Here is a 23506-nt window from a genome sequence, read left to right as displayed (position 1 = left end):
TACGCGCCGCTGCCGGCTCGGGCGGCGCGCACAACAAAAAGGGCAGGCATCGCGGGATGCCTGCCCTTTTTTCTTGCCCGGCTTGCAGCCCGCGACCCGCGCCTGTCAGTGCGCCAGCACCAGTGGCACCGGGCTCTCCGCGAGCATCCGCCGGGTGACACCGCCGAATGCCGCCTCCAGAAATCGGCTGTGACCGAAGCCGCCCATCACCAGATACGCCGCATCCAGCGCCTTCACCGTGTTCAGAATGGCGCCACTGACGGTGTCGGTGGCGGGCACCACGCGGATCTCGGGTCGGATGCCATGGCGGGAGAGATACTCGGCCGCCTCAGCGGCCGGCACCCGCAACGCGCCTTCATCGACGACCAGGATCGACACCGTGCCGGCATGTTTGAGCAGCGGCACCGTTGCCTGGAGCGCGGCCTCGGCGGCGCGGGAGCCGTCCCAGGCCACGACCGCGTGCCCATACAGGTCGAACGCCAGCACCGTCTGCGGCACTGCCACAATCGGCTTGCCGGTCTTGAGAATGGTATCACAGATCAGGTCGCGCATGTCGGGGTAGTCGATCTTGTCGAGCTCGCGGTTGAGCACCACCAGATCGGCGAGCGCGGTGGCATCGCGCAGGCACTCGCGGGCAAAGCCGGTGGCGTCGACCCAGCTATAGGGCACCTCCTCGGCCTTGAGCCGGGCCTCCATGCGCACGCGGTTGGCAGCCTCGCGTACCTGCTCGTCGGCCATCAATGCCGCACCGCCGCCGAATTCGACATAATCGCCGACATAGGCCGGCACCATGGCGATATCGATGCAGCGCAGATGCCCTTCCAGCCCGCGCGTCAAGTCCACTGCCGCCTGGAACCGCGCTTCCTGACCGGCGTCATCATGCATCAGAACGAGAACATTCTTCATGGTCGCCTCCATCTACATCCCGTGTGCTTCCAGGATGCGGACAGATTAGGCAGCCCGTTCGATCGTCGACATGCGGTTAGTTACGGAGTCTCCGCCGCGATTGTCGCCAGCGCATCGCGATCGAGGATCACGAAGCTGCGCAAATCGGGCAAGGCGATCACACCGTCCCGCTTCATCGCGGTCAGCTTGCGGCTCACGGTCTCGATCGTCAGGCCCAGCAGCTCCGCCATCTGCTGGCGGGTGAGCGGCAACACCACGGGCGCACCGGACCGACAGCTGCCCCGCGCGGCGAATTGCAGCAACAGGCTCGCGACACGTTCCTCGGCCGATTTGCGCCCGAGCAACAGCATCCAGCGGCGCAGCTGGTCCAGTTCGTCATAGGCACGGCTGAGCAGCGCCTGGCCGATCTCCGGATGCGCCTCCACCAGCGCGGGCAGCGCGCTGCGCGGAAACACGCATAATTCCGTTTCGGTCAGCGCGGTGACGCAGTGGCTCGACGGCCGATCGCCGATCGCGCCGACGAAATCGGCCGGGAAGGCCAGACCCAGCATCTGTTCCCGACCATCCTCGAGCGAGGCGGAAAGCTTGACCAGCCCGTGATGCAGGATGCCGACCTGCTCGGCGATGTCGCCCTGCCAGATCAGCACCTCTCCCCGGCGCAGCACCCGCTTGCGGCCGACCCGGTTGAGCGCCTCCAGCGCCCTTGCCGACATGCCGCCGCACAGCGACGCCATCCGCACGCCGCAGGCCGCGCACCGCGCCGGCAACGTCCATTCCACCGCGCCCATCGCCGCTTGGTTTCTGTCCATGTACATATCCGCCTCCGCGCGTTGCATGCGGCGGCGGCACAGGCGCTGTCGTTACGTAGAGCTCCGCAGACGGACAGCCGCTTTCCCTCGGGACATTACCTAGGCGCACCGTTGCGCCCGATCAAAACCGCGCCCCGCTCTTCGGCGTACCCGGTGCCTCGTCAAACACGAGGAGATTGGAACGATGCGTACGTCGCTTTTTGTCGGTCTGGCCGCCGCCGGCCTGCTGGCTTCCTCCGCGAACGCCCAGGCACAGGACCGTGCAGGCATCGCGGCCGGCGACTGGCTGGTTCGCCTGCGCGGCATCGTCGTCGCCCCCAACGAAACGTCGGACGGGATCAAGCCCGGTATCCCCACCGGGCAGGTCGGCGTCGGCGATGCGGTGATGCCCGAGGTCGACTTCACCTATATGGCGACGGACCATATCGGTGCCGAGCTGATCGTCTCCAGCACCCGCCACGACCTGCAGGGCCGTGAGGCGATTGCGAGCCTCGGCAAGGTCGGCCATACCTGGGTCCTGCCGCCGACGCTGACGCTGCAATATCACTTCCTGCCCAAGACGGCAGTGCGCCCCTATGTCGGCGCCGGCGTGAACTACACCACTTTCTACTCGGCCAAAGCCAGCGACTCGCTCAACAAGGCGCTGGGCAAGACCGACCTCTCGCTGAAGGACAGCTTCGGCTATGCGCTGCAGGCGGGTGTCGACATCGACCTCAACAAGAAGTTCTTCCTGAACCTGGACGTCAAGTACATCGACATGGGGACGACCGCGCGGCTCAACACCGGTGGGACGATCAACCAGACGCATGTCCAACTCAATCCGCTGGTGTTCGGCTTCGGCGTCGGCACCCGCTTCTAGGCACCCGGCCCTCCGCCCCTATCACCGCCTCACCCGCCGGCGGGGGACCTACCTTGGGGAGCCGCACCTTCGGGAGCGGCTCCCCTTCTTCCGCCCGGCGCTCCCGCGCAGGGGGAGGAAGGAGTGGTGACCCGGAGAGGATTCGAACCTCCGACCTCTCGATTAGGAATCGCTTGCTCTATCCTGCTGAGCTACCGGGCCACGGACCTGCTCGTACCGGCCTCTGCCGGGCAAATCAATTGCGCGCCTCAGGGGGGACCACCGGCACCAGCAGCGGCGCCACCGGCACGCCCTCCTCGACCAGCGCCTTCGCTTCCTCCAGCGTCGCCTGACCGTGGATCTGCACCTCGGGCGCATCCCCTGCATGCATCGCGCGCGCCTTCTCGGCAAAGGCCTTGCCGACCCATTGCGAGGTTTCCAGCTGCCTGGCCTGGATCTCCGCGATCGCGGCAAGCGCCGCCTTGAACGCAGCGGTAGGAGAAACCGGCGGCTTTTCGGCCAGCTGGTTGCCCTTTGCGGCGACCGCCGGTGCCATCACCGCCTTGGTCACCTCGGCATCGCCACAATAGGGGCAGGCGATCAGCCCCTGCGCGCGCTGCTCCTCATAGGCGCCACTCGACTTGAACCACACTTCGAAAACATGCGCGGCGCTGCACTTGAGGTCGAAGACGATCAAGCCTGCGCCGCCTCGGGGATCGCGCGGCGATGGCGGAGCACCGGAACGCGCGAGCGTACGTCCTCCAGTCGCCCGGCATCGATCTCGGCGAAGCCCAGATCGGCGGCCTCGCCCATGTCAAGCAGCACGTCGCCCCAGGGGTCGATCGCAAGACTGTGGCCATAGGTCGCGCGGCCATCGGCATGCGTCCCCGTCTGCGCCGCGGCGAGGACGAACGCCGCCGCCTCGATGGCACGGGCGCGCAGCAGCACGTGCCAATGCGCCGCCCCAGTCGGCCGGGTAAACGCGGCCGGCACCGCCAGAATCGTGGCACCCGCATTGCTGAGCGTACGGAACAGGTCCGGGAAGCGCAGGTCGTAGCAGATGGCGAGCCCCAGCTTGCCGAGGGGCGTTTCCACCACCACCGGCTCCGTGCCCGCCGTATAGCTGTTGGACTCGCGCCAGCTTTCGCCGGTGGGAAGGTCCACGTCGAACAGGTGCATCTTGTCGTAGCGCGCGCGGATGCTGCCCGTGTCGTCGATCACGAAGGCGCGGTTGGCAAGCTTGCCGTCCTCGCGCAGCACGGCGAGACTGCCCAAATGAACCCATGTCCCATGCTTGGCCGCCGCCTCGCGTACGGCGGCAAGCACCAGATCATCGGCCTCCTGCGCATAATGACCCTGCGCGCGCTCCCGATTGCCATCGAGCAGGCCGGACATTTCGGGCGTGAACAGCATGGCCGCCCCGCCCGCCCTGGCCTGCGCGACCGCCGCCACCAGTGTCGCGGCGTTGGCGGCGGGATCGATCCCGCTCGTCATCTGGAGCAGCGCGGCGCGGGTCATGCGGCGAGCAGCGGGTCCAGGCCGCCCTGCCGGTCGAGCGCGGCAAGATCGTCCGAGCCGCCGATATGCTTCCCGTCGATGAACACCTGGGGGACGGTGGTGCGGCCAGGCGCGCGCTCCAGCATCTCGGCACGCTTCGGGCCGCCCATGGTGATGTCATATTCCTCATAGTCCGCGCCCTTGGCGGAGAGGAGGTTCTTGGCGCGCGTGCAATAGGGGCAGAACGCCTTGGTGTAGATTTCGACCTTTGCCATAATGTCTCCAGAGGTGTGCGCGAGGCCCCGGCTTGTCAATCCAGGGGCTGATCGGGAAGAACGCGCGCCCAGCACAGAAGGATCACCCGCGCCGCCCCGCCATGCTTCAGCAGCCGCGCGCAGCCATCGCCGGCAGCGCCACTGGTGTGCACGTCGTCGACCAGCAAGATGGTACGTCCCTCGATCGTTGGGCGGGCATCGGGCGCCAGCGCAAACGCTCCCGCAACCGCCTTGGACCGGGCGCGCCTGCCCAGCCCCTGCAGCTTGGGGGTGGCCTTCGCCCGACGCAGCATGTCCCGTTCTATCGGCAGCCCGGTGTGCCGTGACACGCCTTCGGCAATCAGCAAGGCCTGGTTGAACCCGCGCGACCAGAGTCGCCAGCGGTGCAGCGGCACCGGCACGATCAGGTCCACCCCATCCGGCACCAGCCGCAGCATCGCGCGCGCCATCGTCTCGGCTGCCGCCAGCCGGCCGCCATATTTCAGCTTCAGCGCCAGCCGCCGCGCGACATCGCCATAGGCGACGGCCGCCCGCACCCCGTCATGCGGCGGCGGATCGGCGAGACACGCGCCGCAGCGCATCCCTTCGCCTGCATCGAACGCGAAGGGCAAATGGCAGCTCGCGCACCAGGGCGGCCCGAGAAACTGCAGGCTGGCCCAGCACACCGCGCAGAAGCGGTGATCCGCCTCGACGATCGCGCCGCACCCCGGGCAGCGCGGGGGCAGCGCCAGATCAACCAGCCGAAGGAAGGGCGTCCGCGGATCCACGCCGCATCTTGTTCCAAGCCGCGCCCCGCTGCACAAGCGCCTCGTGTCCGACTCCGAAATCTTCGATCGCTCGCTTCGCCGCAAGCGTCGCGACCGCGCCGCCCGCAGCTATGAGGGCTTTCTGCGCGACCATATGCTCGATGGGCTACTGGAGCGGCTCGAAGGCGTGAAGCGCGAGTTCCGCACGGTTCTGGACCTGGGCAGCTCGGACGGCAGTTTCTACTGGCCCGGCGCCACGATCACCCGACTGGAGGCCGGCGACACGTTCGCCGCCAGAACCGGCGCGATCCATGCTGACGAGGATCTGTACCCGTTCCCCGAGGCGAGCTTCGATCTTGTTGTCTCGGCCGGCGTGCTCGATACGGTGAACGACGTGCCCGGCGCGCTCGCCCTCGCCCGCCGCGCGCTGAAGCCGGACGGACTCTTCCTCGGCGCCTTCCTGGGCGCCGGAACGCTGTCGACGCTGCGCGCCTGCCTGCTCGCCGCCGAAGCGGACCGCCCGGTGGCCCGCTTCCATCCGCAGATCGATGTGCGCGCGGGCGGCGACCTATTGTCGCGCGCCGGTTTCACGCTGCCGGTCGCCGATGTCGAGACGCTGACGGTGCGCTATGGCGGGCTGGGCGGGCTGATCCGCGATCTGCGCGGCATGGCCGCAACCAACCTGCTGCCGAACACGCCGCCACTGCGGCGCGAGACGCTGCTCGGCACCGCCGCCGCCTTTGCCGAGCGTGCCGATCCGGACGGCCGCACGCCCGAGCGCTTCTCGATCGTGTACCTGACCGGGTGGGCGCCGGATCCCTCGCAGCCGAAACCCGCACGCCCCGGCAGCGCGACTGCATCGCTGCTCGACGCGCTCAAGCCCAAGCCATAGCGGCGCGGCCGCCGATGCGCATCGCATGAGCGACGATCCCGCAGCGGGCTGGGATACGGTGGCAGACGCGTACGAGGCACTTCGGTCCGGGATCGGCACCGAGCAGGTACAGCGCTGGGCGCGCGATCTGCCGCCCGGCGCAGACATTCTCGACATCGGTTGCGGGACGGGCTGGCCCATCGCCGCCGCCCTGGCCGCGCAGGGATTTTGCGTGTTCGGGGTGGATGCCTCCCCCCGCCTGCTGGCAGCCTTTCGCCGCAACCTGCCGAACGCCGAGACCGCCTGCGAACCGGTGCAGTCCAGCGGCTTCTTTCAGCGACGCTTCGACGCGGCGATCACCATCGGGCTTCTGTTCCTGTTGGCGGAGGCGGAGCAGATCGCGCTGATTCACCGCCTCCGACCCGCGCTGCACGCCGGCGGCCGTTTCCTGTTCACGGCGCCGCGCGACGCCTGCACTTGGGCCGACACCCTGACGGGACGTCCTTCCCGATCCCTGGGGCTGGCGGTCTACCAAGCGACACTGGTCGCGGCGGGATTCGAACCGGCCGGCAGCGCAATCGATGCCGGCGGCAACCACTATCTCGCCGCGATCGCCCTCTAATCGATCAGTGGCGCCAGCGTCGCCAGAAAGGGCAGATCGGCCGGCGGCATCGGCAGGCTGCGCAGCATCGCCATGTCCGCCCAGGCCAGCGCGCTGGCGTGGCGCGGCTGCGGCGTGCCTTGCCAGGCATCGATACGGTATAGCAGCAGCGCGAGGTGTCGGTCGCCAAGCGGCGCGCTGGCGAAGGTGAGCGGGACCAGCGCCGCGGGATCGACGACCACATCCAGTTCCTCGTCCAGTTCCCGCGCCAGCGCCGCCTCGGGGGACTCGCCGGGTTCGATTTTTCCGCCGGGGAATTCCCAGAGGCCGGGCAGCGAACTGCCCTCAGGCCGCTGCTGCACCAGCACGCGCCCGTCCGCGATCATCGCTGCGGCGACCACCAGCAGCATCGGCTTTGTCTCGATAAGCACTCTGCAACCAAATCCTGCGACAATCGGCCCCGCCTTCTGAACGAGACGGACTGCCGATGCGAGCCCTGATCCATCTTCTGCGTGCGCTAGCCTCCGCCCAGCGCGGTGCCACTGCGGTGGAATATGGGCTGGTCGTGGCGCTGATCGTCCTGGCGATGATCGCCGGGCTCACCAGTCTGGGCAACGCGACCGGGCAGTTGTGGGGAAACATGTCGCAGAAGGTCCAGCAGGCGGGGTGAAGCCGCCGTAAATCTATCGATAAGCAGCAGATTTAGGCGGTTCTTAACCCCTCTCGCCTAGGGTCTGCGAGCCTCATCGGGATGCCCGCCGAGGCCGGTGTTTGAAGTATCTGGGATGATGGAGTCGGGTATGCAGAAGATTCGCAATTTCCTCAAGAATTCCAAGGGCGCGACGGCGATCGAATATGGTCTGATCGCAGCCCTGATCGCGGTGGCCGCGATTGCCGCGATGCAGGGTCTGGGCAACCAGCTCAACAAGACGTTCGGCAACGTCACCTCGAACATGAAGGCTTCGTAAGCCTCCACTCTTCGCCGGTTTCGGAGACGGCGGCGCTGCCGGGCAATGCCGTCCCAGGTCCCTTGGGAGAGGAGCGCCGCATGAAGAAGCTCGTGTCAATGATCCGCGATCGTCGTGGCGCGACCGCGATCGAATATGGGCTGATCGCGGCGCTGATCGCCGTGGCCGCGATCGCCGCGATGCAAGGGCTGGGCAATCAGCTCAACACCACGTTCGGCAATGTCAGCTCGAACATGAAGGCGTCCTGATCGGTCGCCCGCACTGTCACAAAAAAGGGGCCGTCACCCAGCGTGGCGGCCCCTTTTTGTCGTGGATCAGATCCGGCCCATCGCCAGGAACTTGGCCCGCCGCGCCTGGCGGAGCGATTCCGGCGACAGGGTCGACAGGCTCGCCAGCGCCTTCTCGATGGCGTCGCCCAGCGCCTGCACCGCCTGGGCCGGTGCGCGATGTGCCCCGCCCAGCGGTTCGGGCACGATCCCGTCGATCACCTTCAACTCCTTGAGGTGCTGCGCGGTGACCTTCATCGCCTCGGCCGCATCCGCCGCCTTGTCCGCAGTGCGCCACAGGATCGAGGCGCAGCCCTCCGGCGAGATCACCGAATAAACCGCATGCTCCATCATCAGCACCTGGTTGCCCGCGGCCAGCGCCACCGCGCCGCCCGAGCCGCCTTCGCCGAGGATCGAGGCGACGAGCGGCACCCCAAGCGACAGGCACGCTTCGGTAGAGCGCGCGATGGCTTCCGCCTGGCCGCGCTCTTCGGCCTGCACGCCCGGAAACGCGCCCGAGGTATCGACCAGCGTGATCACCGGGATTCCGAAGCGATCGGCCAGTTTCATCAGGCGGATCGCCTTGCGATAGCCTTCCGGCTTGCCCATGCCGAAATTATGCTTGAGCCGGCTGGCGGTATCGTCGCCCTTTTCATGGCCGATCACCATCACGCGGCGCCCGCGGAACCGGCCGAGCCCACCAATGATCGCGGCGTCGTCGGCAAAGGCGCGATCGCCGCCCAGCGGCATGAAGTCTTCGATCAACCCGGCAACGTAATGCTTGAAGTGCGGGCGCTCGGGGTGGCGCGCGACCTGCGTCTTCTGCCACGGCGTGAGCCTGGCATAAGTGTCGAGCAGCAGCTTGTCCGACTTGGCCTGAAGCGGGGCGATCTCGGCGGCGATGTCCACCTCGCCGCCCTGGGCGGCGCTGCGCAGCTCGTCGATCTTGCCCTGGAGCTCGGCGATCGGCTTCTCGAAGTCGAGGAATGTCGTCATGCGCGTGGCGCTACGCGGAGCCGCGCTTCGCGTCAACGAGGGCCTGCCCCAGGGGATGTCGCTCGTTGACGAGCTCGACCAGCCGCCGGCTGTCGACATGGGTGTAGATTTCGGTCGTCGCGATATCGGCATGGCCGAGCATCGCCTGCAGCGCGCGCAGGTCGGCGCCCCCTTCGAGCAGATGCGTCGCGAAGGCGTGGCGAAGCACGTGGGGGCTCGCGCGCTCGGGTGGAATCCCCGCCATCGCCGCCAGCGCGCGGACGATCTGGTAGAGCCGCACGCGGGTCAGGTGCTTCTTCCCCGACGGAAACAGCCAAGGGCTGTCCGACGGGACCTCCCGTCGCCACAGTCCCACGGCGGCGCGGGCACGATCGGAGATCGGCACCAGTCGCTCGCGCCCGCCCTTGCCCTTGAGGATCAGGAACGGCCGATCCGGGTGGATGGCGTTGCGCGGCAGCGACACGAGCTCGGTCGCGCGCAACCCGGAACCATAGAGCAGTTCGATCAGCGCCGCGAGCCGCAGGTCGAGCGGGTCGGGCGGCACGCGCGCCTGGCGCTCGGCAATGACGGCGAACATCGCGTCCACGTCGCGAGTGCTGAGGATCTTGGGCAAGCGGCGCGCGGTGCCGGGGCGCGGCAGGGCGTTGCCGGGGTCGTCGGCACGGTGCCCCTCCTCGGCGAGAAAGGCGAAGAAGCGGCGCAGCGCCGCGGACTTCCGCGCGACCGTCGAGCGGGCAAGTTCCGACCACCCGCCGGCGAGACGCTCGATCTCCTCGCGACCCGCATGCACCAGGTCACCACCCAGTGCCTCCGAGGCGAGCCGCAGATCGGTGCCATAGGCGGCAATCGTGTTTGCCGCCGCGCCCGCCTCGGCGCGAAGCATCTCCAGGAATCGCTCGATCAGGTCGCGATCAGCACTCACGCGGCGCGCGTGACCGCCTCCACGGCGATCATCCGGGCATAATTGGCCATTCCCGACGCCCGCATCGCCGCGACGATGTGGTAGAGCGCCTCGGGCGTCACCTGATCCCAGCGCGGCGACTGCATGCCGACACCGGCAAGCAACGCGACCATGCCAGGCTGGTTGCGGGCCCCGGCGCGGTCAATCGCCTGGGTCCAGGCATTGACCCCGCCGATGCCGACCTTGGTGGCCTCTGCGCCGCGCTGCGCATCGGTTGGCGACAGCCTGCCCAGCCCTGCCAGCCCGGCCAGCAGCATCGCCGCCTTGCGCGGGCTCGCGGCGCCCGCATAGCGCTCGAAATCGCCATAGCCGATCGTGCCGGACGGCTCGGCGAGCGCCAGCAGCGCCCAGCCCTCGCTGCCCGGCGCAACGACGCCGCGCCATTGCAGCGCCGCCGAATCATAGCCGGCGGACAGCATCGCGGCGATCAGCCGATCAGGCTCGGCTGCCTCCTTGCTGGCGGGGATCCAGGCGGCCGCCTTGGCGGTGAGTACGAGGCGGGCATAGCGCAGCCGCGGCGTCTCCACCGCGTCCCACAGGCTCTTCATCGCCTGCACCCGCTCCTTGGCGGAGCCGGTATAGGCGCCGCGGAGATCGCGCACCGTCTTCTGCAGCGGATCGGGCACGTCGCTCGCCTGGTCGAGCTCGGCATAGAGATCCACCAGGGCTGCGTTGGACAGCACCCCCGCCGCCGCCGCCAGTTCGGCCGCGCCGGCCCGGTTCGCCGGCGACACCGCTGGCGACAATGCCTGCCAGTAGCGGAATTCCGGCCCCACCGTGGCGAACAGATTGTCGGGAATGTCGACCCCCGCTGCCGTCGCCATGCCGAAGCGCCATGCCGAGAGCGCAGGCACGCCCACCCAGTCGATGGTCACCGCGCGGCGAGAATCGGCCCCCATGCCGACCACCTTGGTGGCGAGCAGCGTATCGAGATCATTGCGCGGCTTGCCCTTGGCGGCAGCGTCGAGCCGCTGATCGGCCTCGCTCGGCTTTCCGGCCAGCCCCGCGCAGATCGCCTGCGCCAGCGCCCATCCGCGATCGGGGATGGCCGCCGCCGCATCGTCGACGATCGGGCAGACCGAGGCGGGATCGCCGGTCGCCAGCGCGACCTGCATCGCCACCCGATCCAGCGCGTTGGTATAGTCGTCGATGTCGACATAGCTGACCAGGCCGCGGGCTGCGCCGGCCTCGCCCATGCGCAGCAGCAGCCAGGCGCGCTCGGCGGCATAGTCGGCGCCATCGATCCCGCGCGGCGTATCCAGCGGCGACATCAGCGCACGGCGCAGCGCGATCGAGACCCAGCGCGACGCCACGGGCGCGTTGAGCCGGCGCATCAGGATCGCCTGCGTTGCGCCTGCCACGTCGCCGAACGCATCCGCCGGGAACGGCGTGTTGCCGGCCGCCAGAATGCCGATGCGGTTCAGCGGGCGGCGGACGCCCCTGGGAAGATCATATTGCGACAGGTCGAGCGACGGCGCGGCGACCACGCTGGCATTGCTTTCCTCGACGTCAAACGCGTCCGGCCCCATATCGCCGCCATCAGGCGTAACGTCACCGGTGGGCGACGGCGCGACGGCAGGGGCAGCGCTCGCCGCCGGACTGGGACGCGCAGACGGCTGCGGCCGCGGCGTCGGCTGGTCGAAGCCGGGCGGCAACAGCGATTCGGGAGCCTTCTGCTGCTGGCTGAACGCCGGCACGCCGATCGCGGCGAGCAGCGCCGCGGCCAGCGCGATCCGGGAAACCCTAGTTGGCGAGGTTTTCAAGCGTGACCGCCTTCTCCATGCGCACCGGCTCCTTCACGGTGTTGCGGCCCGCCAGGGCGAACATGCCACCGACCAGGACCACCAGAACGACGAGCAACACGACAAGCATACGCGGCATGAAAAACAGTCCAATCCTTGAGCGGTAAGGGCCTTTTGCCCGAGACGGTCCCTCGCTGTATAGCCCTTCGCACGATGTTACAAACGCATGCGCAACTGAAGAGCTGGACCGGCAAGCCGATCGTATTGGTCGGGCTCATGGGGGCCGGGAAAACCACGGTAGGGCGCCGTCTCGCCCAGCGCCTGCGGCTTCCCTTCGTCGATGCGGATGCCGAAATCGAATCGGCGGCGGGCATGTCGGTTTCCGACATCTTCGCCAAGTTCGGCGAACCGCATTTTCGCGACGGTGAACGGCGGGTGATTGCTCGGCTGGTGGACGGCACGCCCAAGGTGATCGCCACCGGGGGCGGCGCGTTCATCAACGACGAGACGCGGGCGCTGATCCTCGGCCAGGCGATCTCGATCTGGCTGGATGCCGAACCGACCGTGCTGGCCGATCGCGTGCGGCGACGCGACACGCGCCCGCTGCTCCGCGGCAAGGACCCGCTGGCGACCCTGACTGAACTCGCACGGGTGCGAAATCCCTATTACGCGCTTGCGGAGATCCGCGTGCCCAGCGTAGCCGCACCGCACGAAACCACCGTCGAAGCGATCCTGAAGGCTCTCCGCACGTGATCACCATCCCCGTCGCCCTGGGCGCACGCAGCTATGACGTGCGCATCGAACCCGGCCTGCTGGCGCGCGCCGGCGAACTGCTCGCTCCCCTGTCCCGCGGGCGGCCGATGCCGGTCGTCACCGACGCGAACCTCTCCCGGCATTGCGAGACACTGGTGGCCAGCCTCGCCGCCGCAGGTGTGCCGGCCCCCGTCCTGGTGCTGCCGGCGGGCGAGAGCACCAAGAGCTGGGCGCAGCTCGAATCGCTCACCGACTGGCTGCTGGAACAGGGCGTCGTCCGCAGCGACCATGTGATCGCACTGGGCGGCGGCGTGATCGGCGATCTCGTCGGCTTCGCGACCAGCATCCTTAAGCGCGGCTGCAACTTCGTCCAGATTCCGACGACGCTGCTGGCCCAGGTGGACAGCTCGGTCGGCGGCAAGACGGCAATCAACGCGAAGGCGGGCAAGAACCTCATCGGCGCGTTCCACCAGCCATCGGTAGTGCTGATCGATCCGGAGGTGCTCGGCACCCTGCCCCAGCGCGAGCTGCGTGCAGGTTATGCCGAAGTCGCCAAATATGGGCTGATCGACGATGCCGGCTTCTTCGCCTGGTGCGAAGGCAATGCCGCCGCCTTGTTCGCGGGCGACCCGCAAGCCCACGCGCAGGCGATCGCCCATTCGGTCGGCGCCAAGGCCCGGATCGTCGCCGCCGACGAGCGCGAGACGACCGGCACCCGCGCGCTGCTCAATCTGGGCCATACCTTCGGCCATGCGCTGGAGGCCGAGACGGGCTTCTCCGACAGGCTGCTGCACGGCGAAGCGGTGGCGGCAGGCATGGCGCTGGCCTTCGCCTTCTCGGCCGAGCAGGGATTGTGCCCGTCGGAGGATGCCGCACGCGTGGCAGCCCATCTGCGTGCCGTGGGCCTGCCGGACGGACTGGCGGCGGCGGGCGTGACGGCCGACGGTGCGACGCTGGTCGGCCACATGCTCCACGACAAGAAGATGGAGGGGAACACCCTGCCCTTCCTGCTCGCCCGGGGCATCGGCCGGACCTATCTCGACAAGACCGTTGATCTGGCGAAGGTTGCGGCGTTCCTGGACGGGCAGCGCGGCTGAAATTTCCTCCCCTATCGGGACGGAGGAGGTCAGGAACGCGGCCGTTCGACCACCGCGGCCACAAGGGCAATGCGCTCGACATCGGCATAGGCCGGCGTCTCCAGCTCTTCGCCGAACACATCGGGATCGATCTCGGCATAGCGCAGCATGCAGTGCTCCGCCGCAGCGAGGTGCGTCAGCCGGTCCTTGAGCGCATCCATCCCGCCGACGATCGCACTGCCGGTGTAGAGCAGGAACCGCCCGCCCGCCGCGAGCCGCGGCACCGCCGCGCGGGCCATGGCGAGCGACACGCCCGCGCCGTGCAGATCGCCGCCGTCGCGATAGGCCCGCCCGGCCGGATCGATGATGTAGGGCGGGTTGGCGAGCACGAGATCGAGCGCGCCCTCGACGTTGGCGAGGTCCTTCCCCTCCACGAACCGCGCCGCCACGCCGGCGGCCGCAGCATTCACCCGCGCCAGCCGCAGCGCGGCCGGGTTGATGTCGGTCATCACGATCTCGACCTCGGGGCAACGGTGTGCGGCGGTGATCGCCCCCGCCCCCGTTCCCGTGCCGATATCGACCAGCGTTCCGCAAGCGCGGGCCGGGCAGCGGCGCAATTCATCCTCGATGAAACGGGCAAAGCGATAACTGTCGGGGCCGAAGAACACCGCGTGCCGATCCTCGGTCGGATAGGCGGAATGCACCAGCAGATCCGGGCCAAGAGTGGAAACCCGCACCTTGCTGCGCAGGAACACTCCGTCCGCATCCAGCAGATCGGCGGCGTGCAGCGCGTCACGCAAGGCGGCGTCGAGCAGGCCGGGATCGAATGGCAGGCTCCACCCGAACACATCGCGCAGATCGCGTGCAGGCGCTTGTCCCAGCCGGGCGAGCACGCGGGCATGCGTGGCGGGGGTGGGCGTGACGAAATGATAGTCGTGCTGCCGGAGAAAGCGCAGCAGCCCGGCGAGCGCCGCCGCCGAGGCATCCTCTCCAAGGCGGCACTCCGAACGATCAGCAACCAGCATTTCCATACGCTCCCCCGCATCCGTTCGCTCGCCAACGATCCGATGCGTCCCGAAGCTCCATGCGCGGCCTCGAAACGCCGTCCGGCACGGACGACGGTTCGGGAACGGGATCGTCAGCGAACGTACAAGGCGCGCGCGTCGGCCTTGAACGCCTCGGCGCTGGCCTTGCGCGAATAGAACATGTGCCCGCCGGGATAGACGCCCAGCTTCACCCGCTGCTCCACGCCGTAGCGCGGCAGCTGGTCGATGATCAGCCGCGACCCGAAATAGGGGCAGGAGAGATCGTTATACCCGTGCACGATCAACACCCCCATCTTGGGGTCGTTGGCCACCGCCTTGCGCAGATCGCTGACCGGGGCGTCGTCCGGCGTGCCGCGATCCCAGGCGGCGTTCACCGCGAAGGACAGCGCGTTGTAGCGGGCGTTCGTCTTCCAGCCCATCTCGCGGGTGATGAAATCGACCATCGCGCTGGTCGTCGGCGCGATGATGCCCTCCAGGATCGGATCGCCGGACTTGCGCTCGGCCGAGTTGGGAAACGGGTCGAACGCATCGACGTTGGAATCATAGACGCTGCCGATCTTGCCGTCGTCGCGGTGCACCTCGCGCAGATAGGTGCCTTCATCCACGCGGCCGTCCAGGCGCGAGACCAGCTTGGGATCGAGCCCGGTCAGCTCCGCGACCCGGCCGCTGAGCCGCGCGGTGGCCTGCGGATCCGAACGGCCGGCGAGCAGATCGGTCGCAAAGGCGCCGCGGGTGTAGGCCTCCACTTGCGCCATCGCCGATGCGCTTAGCCTGCCCTGGCGCTCCAGATGTCCCGCCGCCATTGACGGGAGACTGATCATCCAGGGGAGCGGCGACAGCGCATCCGAGCCCGACGTCGCCGCCGGATCGAGATAGGGGGAGACCATCACGATGCCGTTCACGCCCACGCCCAGCTGCGTCTGCAGCTCATAGGCGATGCGCGGCGCGCGGTATCCGCCATAGCTTTCGCCCATCACGAACTTGGGCGCACGCAGCCGCTCGTTCTGGACCAGCCAGTCATAGACGATGCGCGACAGATACTTCACGTCCGGCTCGGTGGCGTAGAATGCCTTCTTGGTCGCCTCCTCGTCGACCAGGCTGCGGCTGAAACCGGTGCCGATGGGGTCGATGAACACCAGGTCGGTCATGTCCAGCCAGCTGGCCGGATTGTCGACGAGCAGCGGCGCGTCGGAGGGTGCGTCGCCCTTATCCCCGAACTGCACGCGTTTCGGGCCCACCGCGCCGAGGTTCAGATAGACCGATGAGGCACCGGGGCCGCCGTTGAAGGCGAAGGTCACCGGCCGCTGCGGGCCGCCGGGCACCACATAGGCGGTGTAGACCACTTCCCCGATCTTCTTGCCCTTGGTGTCATAGACCGGCAGCTTGCCGACAGTCGCCTGGTAGCGGATCGACTTGCCGCCGATCACCGCGGTCTGCGAAATCGTCTTGCCCTCGGGGAGCGGAGGCAGCTCGCCCTTCTCCGGCTTTTCCTCGCCCTTGGCGGCGCTATCGGGCTTCTTGTCCTGCGCCGGCGCCTGCGGGGCGAGCAAAAGAGCGGCAAGCGAGGCGGCAATCAAGGTGCGGTGGCGCAAGAACTGGGTCCCCCAGGCAAATGGTTGGTGCCCTAGCCTAGCGCTACACCGAACCCGAATCCACCACGCGCGCGATCAGATCGACCGAACCATCCATTGCGCGCTGGAACCATAGCCCGCCACTTTGGCGGCGAGCGCAGGCGACACCTTGCCGGGGGCAAAGCCGAGCCCGGCCCAGAAGGACGCCGCCCCCTCCACCGCAATCAGCTCGGCGCGGCGCAACCCGTCGGCGGCAGCGCGCGCGATGGCATGGTCCACGAGCGCTCTTCCCACCCCGCTGCCGCGCGCGGCGGGCGACACAGCAAGATCGTGAAGAAACAGCGCATCCCCGCGCACCGCCGGATCGAGCACCGCCCCTACCGGCGGCGGCGCGCCCTGCGGCCAGCCATGCGCCAGCAGATAGGCGACCAACGCCTCGCCGCGGGTCGCCACAAGACTATAGGGCGCGGCGACGGCGAGGCGGCTGGCGAAGGCCGCCTCGGGTTCGACGAGAAAGGGCGGATAGACCTGCGACTGCAGGGTGAGCGCCTGCGACAGGTGTCGCGGCGCCATCGGGGCAAGGATCGGCATGGCCATACCGCCCCGTGCCACCCGCAAGCGCATTCAGGCAAGCCGCGCGACAGCGACCCCATCGCCAGAATTCATCCCTAACATCCGCTTAACCCACCCCAATAACCACGTCTATCCACCGTATATTACCGACACGATGGCAGACAGGTTCCGTGATGTCCGGATGATTTATTTCCGACCATACGGAGTAACCTGTGCCTGCGTTCCGTAGCCTATTGTGCATTTTTGCCGCTGGTACTGCATTGCTGCTCACCGCAACCAGTGACGTTCCGGGTCTTGAGGATCAGGTACTGGACCGCATCAATCACGTACGGCAGGATCCCGCCGCCTATGCGGAGCGGCTGCGTGCGCTTCGTCCCCATTTCGTCGGCCGCGTCCTGTATCTGCCCGGGCGCGAGCGGGCGATGGTAACCCAGGAGGGCGTCGATGCGGTAGACGAAGCGATCGCCTTCCTTCGCGACCAGACGCCGCTGCCGCCGCTCAGCCGCGGCGAACTGCTCGATCTCGCCGCGCGCGAGCATGTGGCGGTGCAGGGATCGCTCGGCACGCGCGGCCACTTCTCGCCGGACGGATCCACCCCCGGTGATCGCGTCCAGCGCCAGGGCGGCGGCAAGCTGGTCGGCGAGGAAATCTCCTATGGCTATGCCAATGCCGACGATGTCGTGCAGCAACTGGTGATCGACGACGGCGTCCCCGATCGCAGCCACCGGGAACTGCTGTTCAACCGCGAATTGCGCTATGCCGGCGTCGGCTGCGGAAGCCATAGCCGCTATGGTCATATGTGCGTGATCGACGTGAGCCGGACACGCACCGGCGCCTCGCGCTACGAAGCGCTCGCCCAGAACGACGCGCGCCCCACCGGCCCCGCCAGCCAGCCCTGAGCAGCGGCCGGAACTTTGCGTGCCTAGCCTCCGCCCGCGACGGAGACGCGCCTTTCCGCCGAGGTCGCCGCAAGGGCCGTTGGCGACGAGCGAGCCGCGGAGATGTGCCCGAGCACCTCGGTCGCGCGCGCCCCCCACCTCGACGTTCCGGAACCGGCTAAAGGGACGACGACAGGGGCGCAAGTCGGAGCCTCACCGCCGCCCCGTCGCCGGGGATCAGCGGACCACGGCGACCATATCCCCGCGCTTCACCACGCCGAACAGCTTTCGCGCAAAGTCCAGCGGCACGCCGATGCAGCCATGCGTCGCGAGCCCCTCGCGCACATCGCTGCCATGGATGGCAACGCCGTCGTTGGTGAGCCACAGCGTGTAGGGCATTTCGGCGTCATAGCTGTTCGAGCGATGGTTGCGCTCAATCCCGCGGATCGGAAAGTTTCCGATGGGCGTGGGCGTTGCATCCTGGCCATAGAGGATCACGCTGGTACCGATCTCGTCGGCGCCGCGGAATACCGAGACGATCTGGCGGCCAAGATCGACGCGCAGCCAGATCGGACCAGACGGCACCCCGCGATCATCCCAGCGAAACTCGCCGAAGCCCATCCGGGCGGGCAACTGCAACAGGCTATGCACCATGCGCGTTGTGCCATCACCCAGTCGCAACGCCTGCGCCTGGTTCTGCGGGAAGCGGATGCGGTCCGCCGGCACAAAAGACGCCTTGGCGGGGAGCCGCTTCACGGGAGCGGATGGCGCCGTCCTCGGCAATAACGACGTCCCGACGATCAGCGCCAACGTCGCCGCCGCGCCTATCGAGATCCACATGCCGAACGAATGCCGTGCCGCCATTACTCCGCGGCTTTCCTCCCGTTCCGCGCGCGGATCAAGCCGCCGATGAGGAAGAACGCCGCCAGCATCATCGCCCAGCCCGAAGGTTCTGGCACCGCCGGAGGAACGGGCGGCGGCGGCGGCGGCGGTGTGGGGGGATTGGGGTTGTTCGGCGTTACCGGAAGCACGGACCCACCGCCGCCGCCGCCGCCCCCGCCAGGGATGATGTTGTTGCCGCTGGTCGGAACCGTCAGGCCAGAGGTGGGAACCACGTCTACTGCCGGGGTCAGCGCGCCAATGCCCGTCGGGGTGCCGAAAATCTGCGACGGCGGGGAATCCTCCGGCAGCCCAAGGGCGGCGGGGATCGGAGCCTGATCCGCCGACAGGTCGAAGACGCGGGGATAGGCGACACCGTTCTGCGCGGTGGAATCGGGTACCATGCCCTCGCGCGGACCCTTCTTGCTGCCTTCCACCAGCGTGCGGCGCGCCTTGTTGCTATGGGCTCCCGCCTCACGCACGCCGGGCGAGCGTTCGGACAGTAGGCCAAGCACATCGATCGATCGTGCGACTCGGCCGACTGCATCGGCAACTGCCGGTACCGCGACACCGGCGGAGGTGGCGGACAGCATCGCAACTGCAGCAACGACGGCGCCAAGCTTGCGCACCCGCCCTGCCCTGCCCTTTCCGGCACCTGCTTTGCCCGCGTTGATACCCACACGCACCTCTTTTCGAACTGGACCCCAAATCCGTTAACTATTGCTTTAGCTGCAATTACTTAACAAATCTGAACGGTCCCTGAGGGGGATAGTTCCTGCACTCCGGTACGGCAACGGATCGTCGGGTCACTGTATCCTGCGATCTGTGCCTAGTGTATCAAAACGAACATCTGCATACTAGTGCAAATATGAATATTGATTGAGGTGCTATTTCCCTAGAAGTTGCTCCACCAAGGCGTTGAGATTACGAAAATTCGAAACATTTAGCGAGTGGCTTTCACGCTCCTTTGCGGCAGGCGGAAGCGGCGCGAGTGCACGGGTGAAGCCGAGCTTCGCCGACTCGCGCATCCGCAGTGCAGCATGCGCCACGGGGCGCACTTCGCCAGAGAGCGCGATCTCGCCGAACACCACCGCATCGGTGGGCACCGGACGTTCGGAAAGTCCGGAGACCAACGCAGCGGCGATGGCCAGGTCGGCGGCGGGATCCTGCACACGGTAGCCGCCGGCGATGTTCAGATAGACCTCGCATGACGAGAAGCTTAGTCCGCAGCGCGCCTCGAGCACCGCGAGCACCATGGAGAGCCGTGCGCTGTCCCAGCCGACCACCGACCGGCGGGGCGTTGCGCCCGACGCAAGCCGCACGGTGAGCGCCTGTACTTCCACCAGCACGGGACGCGTGCCCTCCAGCGCGGGAAAGACCACGGTTCCGGCAACATTGTCCTCGCGCTGGGTAAGGAACAGCGACGAGGGATTGGTCACTTCGGACAGCCCCTCGGTCTCCATCGCAAATACGCCGATCTCGTCGGTGCCGCCAAAGCGGTTCTTCACCGCGCGCAGAATGCGGTAGAGATGGCTGCGCTCGCCTTCGAAGGCGAGCACGGTGTCGACCATGTGTTCCAGCACGCGGGGACCCGCGATCGCGCCGTCCTTCGTGACGTGTCCTACCATCACCAGCGCGGTGCCGCGTTCCTTGGCGAAGCGGATCAGTTCCTGCGCGCTGGCCCGGACCTGGCTCACCGTGCCGGGCGCGCCCTCGATCAGGTCCGAATGCATCGTCTGAATAGAGTCGATAACCAGCAGGTCGGGGGGCGTGCCCATGCCCAACGTGGTCAGGATGTCACGCACCGAGGTCGCCGCCGCCAGCTGCACCGGCGCCTTGCCCAGACCCAGTCGCCGGGCGCGCAGCCGCACCTGGTCCGCCGCCTCCTCGCCCGAGACATAAGCGACCGACAAACCGCGGCTGGCGATCCGCGCCGCCGCCTGCAGCAGCAGCGTCGACTTGCCGATCCCGGGATCGCCGCCGATCAGCGTTGCCGATCCCTCGACAAAGCCGCCGCCCAGCGCACGATCGAACTCGGCGATGCCGCTCGGCATGCGTTCGGGCAGCGCGATTTCGGTATCCAGGCCCGAGAGCTGGATCATGCGCCCGCCCGTCTGCAGGTGATGCTTGGCCTGGAAGGGCGTGGGCGCGCCACCCGCCTCTTCGACCAGTGTGTTCCACTCCCCGCAATCGGCGCATTGCCCCGCCCATTTCGAGGTGACCGATCCGCAGGCCTGGCAGACGTAGCGCTTCTGAAGTTTTGCCATGACACCCTTGTAGGGAGGCGAAAACGAAAAGGGAACGTGCGGCTGTTACGGATGGACGCGCGCAAGGCCCTTCACCCCCTGCACCGGGCTGCTATGGAGGCGGCATGACCGGGCTCGACATCATCACGCTTCTCATCATCGCCGGCGCCGCCATTCTGGGCTTCCTGCGCGGTTTCACCACCGAAGTGCTCGCGTTCCTCGCCTGGATCCTCGTGGTGATGGCAGTGAAGTTCTTTCACGCGGGGTTCACGGCGATCCTCGCGCCGCTGATCGGCACCGAGGGTGGCGCCGCGGTGCTCGCCTTCGCACTGCTGGCCGGGCTCAGCTATTTCGGCGGTCGGCTGATCGCCAATACGCTGGGCAGCCAGATGCGCAACTCGGCGCTGGGGCCGATCGACCGGGCGCTCGGCGTCGGGTTCGGCGTTGCCAAGGGGCTGATCCTGGTCAGCATGGGGTTCCTGGTGCTGATGCTGGTGCTCGACACATTCGAGGGCGGACGCGCGCACCGGCCGAAATGGATCACCCGGTCGGTCACCTATCCGCTGCTCGACACCACCAGCGCCGCGATCGGCGACTTCGTCGACCGGCGCCGCAAGGGCGAGCCGGTGTTCGGCGGCGACAATGCGGGCGAAGACGATGCGGCGTCAAAGGATGCGCGGCCATACCGGCGCACTCCAGAGTGACGCCCTGCCCTGCCGCCGACAAGCCATACCAAAGGCGGGCATTTCGCACTCGCAACTGCAGGAAGGCTATCCTAGATCGGGGCCATGAACGCGCCGCTCTACAATCTCGAGATCCTGCGGCTTGCCGCCGCCATTCCGCATCACGAACGGCTCGCGCACCCCGACGGCACGTCGGAGAAGCGCTCACCGATATGCGGCAGCCGCGTGACGGTGGACATCGCCATCGATGACGCCGGGCGCGTCGCGGAGATCGGCATGCTCGTTCGCGCCTGCGCGCTGGGCCAGGCATCCGCGGCCCTGCTCGGCGAAGCGGTGATCGGTCGCACACCCGGCGAACTCGCTACGGCGCGGGACGATATGACCGCCTGGCTTGCGGGTGAGCGCGCGCTGCCGCCCGACTGGCCGGGCATGGACCTTTTCACACCCGCGCTGCCGCATCGCGGCCGCCATGCCTCGATCCGCCTGGCCTTCGAAGCTGCGGCCGAGGCTGCGGCGCAGGCCAGCGAGGCGCGGGTCTGATGGAGCACGCAAGCGACGGTTCGATCCTCGCCGATGCAGTGCCGATGCTCGGCTTCGCGCTGTTCTTCGTCCTCCTGTTCCGTCGGCTGGGGCTCGGCGCGACGCTGGGCTTCCTCGTCGCGGGCGCACTGGTCGGACCGCATGTGCTGCGGCTGGTTGGCGACGCCGAGGGCAAGATGGGCATTGCCGAACTCGGCATCGCGCTCCTCCTGTTCCTGGTAGGGCTTGAGCTGAGCCCGACACGGCTATGGCGGATGCGGCGCGACATCTTCGGACTGGGTCTCCTGCAGGTGACCTTGTGCGGCGTGGTACTTGCCGGAATCGTGTGGCTGGCCACCGGCTCGACGTTGGGCGCCGCACTGGCCCTGGGCCTGCCAATGGGTCTTTCCTCGACGGCGCAGGTCTTGCCGCTGCTGCAATCCGCCGGACGCCTGCGCACGCCGTTCGGCGAGCGTGCCTTTGCGATCCTGCTGTTCCAGGACCTCTCGATCGTGCCGCTGATCACCATCGTCGCGGCGATGTCGCGCAATCCGGCGGATCAGGGCGGACCGCCGGGATGGCTTCTCGGGCTCTACACCGTTGGGGCCATTGTCGGCCTGGTACTGGCCGGACGCTTCCTGCTGCGGCCGCTGTTCCGGTTGATCGGCAACCTCGCCGAGCGCGAGATGTTCGTCTTCGCCGGACTGCTGACGGTGATCGCCAGCGCCGCGGTGATGGAGGCGCTCGGCCTGTCCGCAGCGCTCGGCGCGTTCATCGCCGGCGTGATGCTTGCGGATTCGCCGTTCCGGCACGAGCTGGAGGCAGACGTGGAACCGTTCCGCGCGATCCTGCTCGGCCTGTTCTTCGTCGCGGTGGGGATGACGCTGGATCTGCACGCCATCGCCGAGCGGCCCTTCTTCGTCGCCGGCATGGCGCTGGCACTGATCGCGGCGAAGGCGGCGCTGATCATGGGCCTGGGCCTGCTGTTCGGGATGAAGCCACGCGGGGCCTTCGCACTGGGCGTGCTGCTTAGCCAGGGCGGCGAATTCGGCTTCGTGTTGTTCGCCCAGGCACAGAAGGCGCTGCTGATCGAGCCGCAAGCAGCCAGCGTGTTCAGCGCGATCGTCACCCTCTCGATGGCGACCACGCCGTTCCTGATGATGGCCACGCGGCGGCTCCGTGCCGAACCGCGCAAGGCGGGCGATCTGCCGGACGGCCCGCAGCAGGAGGGCGCGAACGCGGTCGTCGTCGGCTATGGCCGTTTTGGCCAGACGGTGGCGCAGATGCTGATCGGGCAGAAAATTCCGGTCACGATCATCGACCGGGACGTGGAGATGATCGAGACCGCCGGCACCTTCGGCATGAAGGTCTATTATGGCGACGGTACCCGAATCGATCTGCTGCGCCAGGCCGGCGCCGCCGATGCGGAGCTTATCCTGTTCTGCCAGGATGGCGATGCGATGGATACCGAGATCGTCGAGGGCATTCATGACGCCTTCCCCGATGCGAGCATCTTCGTGCGCGCCTATGATCGCCGCAGCGTACTGAAGCTGAAGGGGGCGCCGGTGACCGGCGTCGTGCGCGAGGTGCTGGAAAGCGCCATCGTCATGGCACGCCGGGCGCTCGACGCGGTCGATGTCGACGGTGCCGAGATCGACAAGACCGAGGCCGAATATCGCCGGCGGGATATCGAGCGCCTCAAGCTGCAGAAGGAAACCGGCGACCTCTATGCAGGCCGCGACGGCATGTTCGGCCACAGCGCCGATGCCGCCGCTGCCGAGCAGGATCGCGGGGATGGCTGAGCGG

The 23506-nt window shown here is 67.9% G+C and carries 29 protein-coding genes and 1 tRNA gene; 12 read left to right on the top strand and 18 right to left on the bottom strand.

Annotated features, from left to right (window positions below):
• Nucleotides 1–105: 105 nt before the first annotated feature.
• Together OIM94_RS01335 and OIM94_RS01330 are read right to left on the bottom strand one after the other, a co-directional pair.
• On the bottom strand, nucleotides 106–906 hold the full coding sequence (locus tag OIM94_RS01335; RefSeq protein ID WP_264608343.1) for a universal stress protein: 801 nt from the start codon (nucleotides 904–906) through the stop codon (nucleotides 106–108).
• 80 nt (nucleotides 907–986) lie between these two features.
• Nucleotides 987–1715 (bottom strand): Crp/Fnr family transcriptional regulator, encoded by a 729-nt coding sequence (locus OIM94_RS01330; protein ID WP_264608342.1) that lies wholly within the window; start codon nucleotides 1713–1715, stop codon nucleotides 987–989.
• A 184-nt stretch (nucleotides 1716–1899) separates the two neighbouring features.
• Between OIM94_RS01330 and OIM94_RS01325 the strand changes: the two genes are divergently transcribed.
• On the top strand, nucleotides 1900–2574 hold the full coding sequence (locus OIM94_RS01325; protein WP_264608341.1) for an OmpW/AlkL family protein: 675 nt from the start codon (nucleotides 1900–1902) through the stop codon (nucleotides 2572–2574).
• 124 nt (nucleotides 2575–2698) lie between these two features.
• Here the strand turns inward: OIM94_RS01325 and OIM94_RS01320 are convergent.
• The 5 genes from OIM94_RS01320 to OIM94_RS01300 all read right to left on the bottom strand — a co-directional run bounded on the left by OIM94_RS01320 (nucleotide 2699) and on the right by OIM94_RS01300 (nucleotide 5092).
• Nucleotides 2699–2775: transfer RNA gene (locus OIM94_RS01320), tRNA-Arg, on the bottom strand.
• Nucleotides 2776–2809: 34 nt separating this feature from the next.
• Nucleotides 2810–3250 (bottom strand): DUF1178 family protein, encoded by a 441-nt coding sequence (locus OIM94_RS01315; RefSeq protein WP_264608340.1) that lies wholly within the window; start codon nucleotides 3248–3250, stop codon nucleotides 2810–2812.
• The gene (locus OIM94_RS01310; protein WP_264608339.1) at nucleotides 3247–4071 is read right to left on the bottom strand and encodes a carbon-nitrogen hydrolase family protein; all 825 of its coding nucleotides are present in this window, start codon (nucleotides 4069–4071) and stop codon (nucleotides 3247–3249) included. Before OIM94_RS01310 ends, OIM94_RS01315 begins: the two co-directional genes overlap by 4 nt.
• The gene (gene grxC, locus OIM94_RS01305; protein ID WP_264608338.1) at nucleotides 4068–4325 is read right to left on the bottom strand and encodes a glutaredoxin 3; all 258 of its coding nucleotides are present in this window, start codon (nucleotides 4323–4325) and stop codon (nucleotides 4068–4070) included. Before grxC ends, OIM94_RS01310 begins: the two co-directional genes overlap by 4 nt.
• A gap of 35 nt (nucleotides 4326–4360) precedes the next feature.
• Complete coding sequence (locus tag OIM94_RS01300) at nucleotides 4361–5092, bottom strand: ComF family protein (RefSeq protein ID WP_264608337.1); 732 nt, start codon at nucleotides 5090–5092, stop codon at nucleotides 4361–4363.
• A gap of 43 nt (nucleotides 5093–5135) precedes the next feature.
• Between OIM94_RS01300 and OIM94_RS01295 the strand changes: the two genes are divergently transcribed.
• Nucleotides 5136–5963 carry a methyltransferase domain-containing protein gene (locus tag OIM94_RS01295; protein WP_264608336.1) on the top strand — a complete coding sequence of 276 codons (828 nt, stop codon included), beginning with the start codon at nucleotides 5136–5138 and terminating at the stop codon, nucleotides 5961–5963.
• A 25-nt stretch (nucleotides 5964–5988) separates the two neighbouring features.
• Entirely contained in the window at nucleotides 5989–6564 is a 576-nt protein-coding gene (locus tag OIM94_RS01290) for a class I SAM-dependent methyltransferase (protein ID WP_264608335.1), read from the top strand.
• Here OIM94_RS01290 and OIM94_RS01285 read toward each other — a convergent pair.
• Complete coding sequence (locus tag OIM94_RS01285) at nucleotides 6561–6953, bottom strand: (deoxy)nucleoside triphosphate pyrophosphohydrolase (protein ID WP_264609959.1); 393 nt, start codon at nucleotides 6951–6953, stop codon at nucleotides 6561–6563. The two genes, OIM94_RS01290 and OIM94_RS01285, sit on opposite strands and share 4 nt — an antisense overlap.
• Before the next feature lie 77 nt (nucleotides 6954–7030).
• Here OIM94_RS01285 and OIM94_RS01280 point away from each other — a divergent pair, with 77 nt between their 5' ends.
• From OIM94_RS01280 to OIM94_RS01270, 3 genes are all read left to right on the top strand, one after another.
• Nucleotides 7031–7213, top strand: coding sequence for a Flp family type IVb pilin (locus tag OIM94_RS01280; RefSeq protein ID WP_264608334.1), 183 nt, complete (start codon nucleotides 7031–7033; stop codon nucleotides 7211–7213).
• A 130-nt stretch (nucleotides 7214–7343) separates the two neighbouring features.
• Nucleotides 7344–7511 (top strand): Flp family type IVb pilin, encoded by a 168-nt coding sequence (locus tag OIM94_RS01275; RefSeq protein ID WP_264608333.1) that lies wholly within the window; start codon nucleotides 7344–7346, stop codon nucleotides 7509–7511.
• An 80-nt stretch (nucleotides 7512–7591) separates the two neighbouring features.
• A complete protein-coding gene (locus OIM94_RS01270) occupies nucleotides 7592–7759 on the top strand; it encodes a Flp family type IVb pilin (RefSeq protein WP_264608332.1) in 168 nt (55 codons plus the stop codon).
• Between the two features lie 66 nt (nucleotides 7760–7825).
• Here OIM94_RS01270 and OIM94_RS01265 read toward each other — a convergent pair whose 3' ends face one another.
• Genes OIM94_RS01265 through OIM94_RS01250 form a run of 4 tightly spaced genes read right to left on the bottom strand, consistent with a single transcriptional unit; the run spans nucleotide 7826 to nucleotide 11615 of the window.
• Entirely contained in the window at nucleotides 7826–8773 is a 948-nt protein-coding gene (locus tag OIM94_RS01265; RefSeq protein ID WP_264608331.1) for an acetyl-CoA carboxylase carboxyltransferase subunit alpha, read from the bottom strand.
• A 10-nt stretch (nucleotides 8774–8783) separates the two neighbouring features.
• Nucleotides 8784–9656 carry a tyrosine-type recombinase/integrase gene (locus OIM94_RS01260; RefSeq protein ID WP_413716409.1) on the bottom strand — a complete coding sequence of 291 codons (873 nt, stop codon included), beginning with the start codon at nucleotides 9654–9656 and terminating at the stop codon, nucleotides 8784–8786.
• Nucleotides 9657–9691: 35 nt separating this feature from the next.
• Nucleotides 9692–11497, bottom strand: a complete 1806-nt coding sequence (locus tag OIM94_RS01255) for a hypothetical protein (protein ID WP_264608329.1) — start codon at nucleotides 11495–11497, stop codon at nucleotides 9692–9694.
• On the bottom strand, nucleotides 11478–11615 hold the full coding sequence (locus tag OIM94_RS01250; protein ID WP_264608328.1) for a hypothetical protein: 138 nt from the start codon (nucleotides 11613–11615) through the stop codon (nucleotides 11478–11480). The genes OIM94_RS01255 and OIM94_RS01250 overlap by 20 nt, the downstream gene beginning before the upstream one ends.
• A 74-nt stretch (nucleotides 11616–11689) precedes the next feature.
• Between OIM94_RS01250 and OIM94_RS01245 the strand changes: the two genes are divergently transcribed.
• Entirely contained in the window at nucleotides 11690–12229 is a 540-nt protein-coding gene (locus OIM94_RS01245) for a shikimate kinase (protein WP_264608327.1), read from the top strand.
• Complete coding sequence (gene aroB / locus OIM94_RS01240; protein ID WP_264608326.1) at nucleotides 12226–13326, top strand: 3-dehydroquinate synthase; 1101 nt, start codon at nucleotides 12226–12228, stop codon at nucleotides 13324–13326. The genes OIM94_RS01245 and aroB overlap by 4 nt, the downstream gene beginning before the upstream one ends.
• Before the next feature lie 29 nt (nucleotides 13327–13355).
• Here the strand turns inward: aroB and OIM94_RS01235 are convergent, their stop codons facing one another.
• The 3 genes from OIM94_RS01235 to OIM94_RS01225 all read right to left on the bottom strand — a co-directional run bounded on the left by OIM94_RS01235 (nucleotide 13356) and on the right by OIM94_RS01225 (nucleotide 16513).
• Nucleotides 13356–14330 carry a methyltransferase gene (locus OIM94_RS01235; RefSeq protein WP_264608325.1) on the bottom strand — a complete coding sequence of 325 codons (975 nt, stop codon included), beginning with the start codon at nucleotides 14328–14330 and terminating at the stop codon, nucleotides 13356–13358.
• A 113-nt stretch (nucleotides 14331–14443) separates the two neighbouring features.
• Nucleotides 14444–15943 carry a S10 family peptidase gene (locus OIM94_RS01230; RefSeq protein WP_264608324.1) on the bottom strand — a complete coding sequence of 500 codons (1500 nt, stop codon included), beginning with the start codon at nucleotides 15941–15943 and terminating at the stop codon, nucleotides 14444–14446.
• Nucleotides 15944–16018: 75 nt separating this feature from the next.
• Nucleotides 16019–16513 (bottom strand): GNAT family N-acetyltransferase, encoded by a 495-nt coding sequence (locus OIM94_RS01225; protein ID WP_264608323.1) that lies wholly within the window; start codon nucleotides 16511–16513, stop codon nucleotides 16019–16021.
• 242 nt (nucleotides 16514–16755) lie between these two features.
• Here OIM94_RS01225 and OIM94_RS01220 point away from each other — a divergent pair, with 242 nt between their 5' ends.
• Nucleotides 16756–17394, top strand: coding sequence for a CAP domain-containing protein (locus OIM94_RS01220; protein WP_264608322.1), 639 nt, complete (start codon nucleotides 16756–16758; stop codon nucleotides 17392–17394).
• A 216-nt stretch (nucleotides 17395–17610) separates the two neighbouring features.
• Here the strand turns inward: OIM94_RS01220 and OIM94_RS01215 are convergent, their stop codons facing one another.
• The 3 genes from OIM94_RS01215 to radA form a co-directional block, all read right to left on the bottom strand.
• The gene (locus OIM94_RS01215; RefSeq protein WP_264608321.1) at nucleotides 17611–18129 is read right to left on the bottom strand and encodes a L,D-transpeptidase family protein; all 519 of its coding nucleotides are present in this window, start codon (nucleotides 18127–18129) and stop codon (nucleotides 17611–17613) included.
• Nucleotides 18130–18236: 107 nt separating this feature from the next.
• Nucleotides 18237–18881, bottom strand: a complete 645-nt coding sequence (locus OIM94_RS01210) for a hypothetical protein (protein WP_264608320.1) — start codon at nucleotides 18879–18881, stop codon at nucleotides 18237–18239.
• 258 nt (nucleotides 18882–19139) lie between these two features.
• Nucleotides 19140–20519, bottom strand: coding sequence for a DNA repair protein RadA (radA, locus tag OIM94_RS01205; RefSeq protein WP_264608319.1), 1380 nt, complete (start codon nucleotides 20517–20519; stop codon nucleotides 19140–19142).
• A 104-nt stretch (nucleotides 20520–20623) separates the two neighbouring features.
• Here radA and OIM94_RS01200 point away from each other — a divergent pair, with 104 nt between their 5' ends.
• The 3 genes from OIM94_RS01200 (at nucleotide 20624) to OIM94_RS01190 (ending at nucleotide 23502) form a co-directional block, all read left to right on the top strand.
• Nucleotides 20624–21202: a CvpA family protein gene (locus OIM94_RS01200; RefSeq protein WP_264608318.1), complete on the top strand. Its 579-nt coding sequence runs from the start codon at nucleotides 20624–20626 to the stop codon at nucleotides 21200–21202.
• An 84-nt stretch (nucleotides 21203–21286) separates the two neighbouring features.
• Complete coding sequence (locus tag OIM94_RS01195; protein ID WP_264608317.1) at nucleotides 21287–21721, top strand: iron-sulfur cluster assembly scaffold protein; 435 nt, start codon at nucleotides 21287–21289, stop codon at nucleotides 21719–21721.
• Nucleotides 21721–23502, top strand: a complete 1782-nt coding sequence (locus OIM94_RS01190) for a cation:proton antiporter (RefSeq protein WP_264608316.1) — start codon at nucleotides 21721–21723, stop codon at nucleotides 23500–23502. Before OIM94_RS01195 ends, OIM94_RS01190 begins: the two co-directional genes overlap by 1 nt.
• The last annotated feature ends 4 nt before the right edge of the window (nucleotides 23503–23506 follow it).

Origin of the sequence: Sphingomonas sp. R1 (genome assembly GCF_025960285.1) — a bacterium.
Lineage (GTDB): Bacteria > Pseudomonadota > Alphaproteobacteria > Sphingomonadales > Sphingomonadaceae > Sphingomonas.
Note: the sequence above shows the minus strand (reverse complement) of the source record. Positions and strands in the feature narration are given on the sequence as shown.

Bases quoted from the DNA above. Each gene is read 5' to 3' on its own strand.
- OIM94_RS01335 (WP_264608343.1), bottom strand. From the start codon at position 906: ATGAAGAATGTTCTCGTTCTGATGCATGATGACGCCGGTCAGGAAGCG.
- OIM94_RS01330 (WP_264608342.1), bottom strand. From the start codon at position 1,715: ATGGACAGAAACCAAGCGGCGATGGGCGCGGTGGAATGGACGTTGCCG.
- OIM94_RS01325 (WP_264608341.1), top strand. From the start codon at position 1,900: ATGCGTACGTCGCTTTTTGTCGGTCTGGCCGCCGCCGGCCTGCTGGCT.
- OIM94_RS01310 (WP_264608339.1), bottom strand. From the start codon at position 4,071: ATGACCCGCGCCGCGCTGCTCCAGATGACGAGCGGGATCGATCCCGCC.
- grxC (WP_264608338.1), bottom strand. From the start codon at position 4,325: ATGGCAAAGGTCGAAATCTACACCAAGGCGTTCTGCCCCTATTGCACG.
- OIM94_RS01290 (WP_264608335.1), top strand. From the start codon at position 5,989: ATGAGCGACGATCCCGCAGCGGGCTGGGATACGGTGGCAGACGCGTAC.
- OIM94_RS01285 (WP_264609959.1), bottom strand. From the start codon at position 6,953: ATGCTGCTGGTGGTCGCCGCAGCGATGATCGCGGACGGGCGCGTGCTG.
- OIM94_RS01280 (WP_264608334.1), top strand. From the start codon at position 7,031: ATGCGAGCCCTGATCCATCTTCTGCGTGCGCTAGCCTCCGCCCAGCGC.
- OIM94_RS01275 (WP_264608333.1), top strand. From the start codon at position 7,344: ATGCAGAAGATTCGCAATTTCCTCAAGAATTCCAAGGGCGCGACGGCG.
- OIM94_RS01270 (WP_264608332.1), top strand. From the start codon at position 7,592: ATGAAGAAGCTCGTGTCAATGATCCGCGATCGTCGTGGCGCGACCGCG.
- OIM94_RS01265 (WP_264608331.1), bottom strand. From the start codon at position 8,773: ATGACGACATTCCTCGACTTCGAGAAGCCGATCGCCGAGCTCCAGGGC.
- OIM94_RS01260 (WP_413716409.1), bottom strand. From the start codon at position 9,656: ATGCTTCGCGCCGAGGCGGGCGCGGCGGCAAACACGATTGCCGCCTAT.
- OIM94_RS01250 (WP_264608328.1), bottom strand. From the start codon at position 11,615: ATGCCGCGTATGCTTGTCGTGTTGCTCGTCGTTCTGGTGGTCCTGGTC.
- OIM94_RS01245 (WP_264608327.1), top strand. From the start codon at position 11,690: ATGTTACAAACGCATGCGCAACTGAAGAGCTGGACCGGCAAGCCGATC.
- OIM94_RS01235 (WP_264608325.1), bottom strand. From the start codon at position 14,330: ATGCTGGTTGCTGATCGTTCGGAGTGCCGCCTTGGAGAGGATGCCTCG.
- OIM94_RS01225 (WP_264608323.1), bottom strand. From the start codon at position 16,513: ATGCCGATCCTTGCCCCGATGGCGCCGCGACACCTGTCGCAGGCGCTC.
- radA (WP_264608319.1), bottom strand. From the start codon at position 20,519: ATGGCAAAACTTCAGAAGCGCTACGTCTGCCAGGCCTGCGGATCGGTC.
- OIM94_RS01200 (WP_264608318.1), top strand. From the start codon at position 20,624: ATGACCGGGCTCGACATCATCACGCTTCTCATCATCGCCGGCGCCGCC.
- OIM94_RS01195 (WP_264608317.1), top strand. From the start codon at position 21,287: ATGAACGCGCCGCTCTACAATCTCGAGATCCTGCGGCTTGCCGCCGCC.
- OIM94_RS01190 (WP_264608316.1), top strand. From the start codon at position 21,721: ATGGAGCACGCAAGCGACGGTTCGATCCTCGCCGATGCAGTGCCGATG.